General features: G+C 56.8%; 1 rRNA gene. It reads left to right on the forward strand.

The annotated features are described in order from the left end of the window. Positions 1 to 1060 (forward strand): 23S ribosomal RNA (locus tag ACWF82_RS34390); the annotation flags it as partial.

Consider the following 1060-nt stretch of genomic DNA (forward strand, 5'->3'; position numbering starts at 1 on the left):
GTGGGGTGATGGCGTGCCTTTTGAAGAATGAGCCTGCGAGTCATCGGTGTGTGGCGAGGTTAACCCGTGTGGGGTAGCCGTAGCGAAAGCGAGTCCGAATAGGGCGTTTTTTAGTCGCACATTATGGACCCGAAGCGGAGTGATCTACCCATGGCCAGGGTGAAGCGACGGTAAGACGTCGTGGAGGCCCGAACCCACTTAGGTTGAAAACTGAGGGGATGAGCTGTGGGTAGGGGTGAAAGGCCAATCAAACTCCGTGATAGCTGGTTCTCCCCGAAATGCATTTAGGTGCAGCGTCACGTGTTTCACGCCGGAGGTAGAGCTACTGGATGGCCTAGGGGGCCCACAAGCTTACCGAAGTCAGCCAAACTCCGAATGCCGGTGTGTGAGAGCGTGGCAGTGAGACTGCGGGGGATAAGCTTCGTAGTCGAGAGGGAAACAGCCCAGATCGCCGGCTAAGGCCCCTAAGCGTGTACTAAGTGGAAAAGGATGTGGGGTCGCTTAGACAACCAGGAGGTTGGCTTAGAAGCAGCCACCCTTGAAAGAGTGCGTAATAGCTCACTGGTCAAGTGATCCTGCGCCGACAATGTAGCGGGGCTCAAGTACACCGCCGAAGCCGCGGCATTCAGACATTAGATCGCCTTCGGGCCAGTCGTCTGGATGGGTAGGGGAGCGTCCTGTAGCCGTGGAAGCAGCGGAGTGATCCAGCTGTGGAGGCTACGGGAGTGAGAATGCAGGCATGAGTAGCGAAAGACGAGTGAGAAACTCGTCCGCCGAATGACCAAGGGTTCCTGGGCCAGGTTAATCCGCCCAGGGTGAGTCGGGACCTAAGGCGAGGCCGACAGGCGTAGTCGATGGACAACGGGTTGATATTCCCGTACCCGTGTATCCGCGCCAAATATCGAATCAGTGGTACTAACTGTCCAAATGTTCTCTTATCGAGCCTTCGGGTGAGAGGGAGGATTGCTGCACGGGACCTTCGCTGTAGTAGGTAAGCGATGGGGTGACGCAGGAAGGTAGCTGGGCCAGGTGATGGAATACCTGGTGTAAGCCTGTAGGG

Source organism: Nocardia sp. NPDC055053 (genome assembly GCF_053608285.1).